A 269-nucleotide genomic window follows, 5' to 3' on the forward strand; every position below is an offset into this window, starting at 1 on the left:
TCCGGCACCCGCGTCCTCGCGGAAGGCCGGCTGACTGGTGCAACCCCCGGCGGGGGCATCCGCGCCGCACAACCTCACCCATCCCACACCCAAGGAGAAAAATGACTGCCGAGAAGAAGGCCATCGTCACCTCGAACGCCCCGCAGCCCGCCGGCCCTTACAGCCAGGGGATCCTGAGCGGAGATCTGCTCTACACCGCCGGCTTCGGGCCTCAGGATCCGGCCAACGGCAATGCCGTCGCGCCCGACGTCAAGGAGCAGACCCGCCAG

At 68.8% G+C, this 269-nt stretch carries 1 protein-coding gene; it reads left to right on the forward strand.

The genetic code is table 11. From position 1 onward, the window contains the following. Positions 1 to 101: 101 nt before the first annotated feature. A partial coding sequence (locus SB658_RS24245) for a RidA family protein (RefSeq protein ID WP_410602903.1) occupies positions 102 to 269 on the forward strand: 168 nt, incomplete at its 3' end.

The organism is Bacillus sp. SIMBA_008 (assembly GCF_046535495.1).
GTDB classification, from domain to species: domain Bacteria; phylum Bacillota; class Bacilli; order Bacillales; family Bacillaceae; genus Bacillus; species Bacillus subtilis.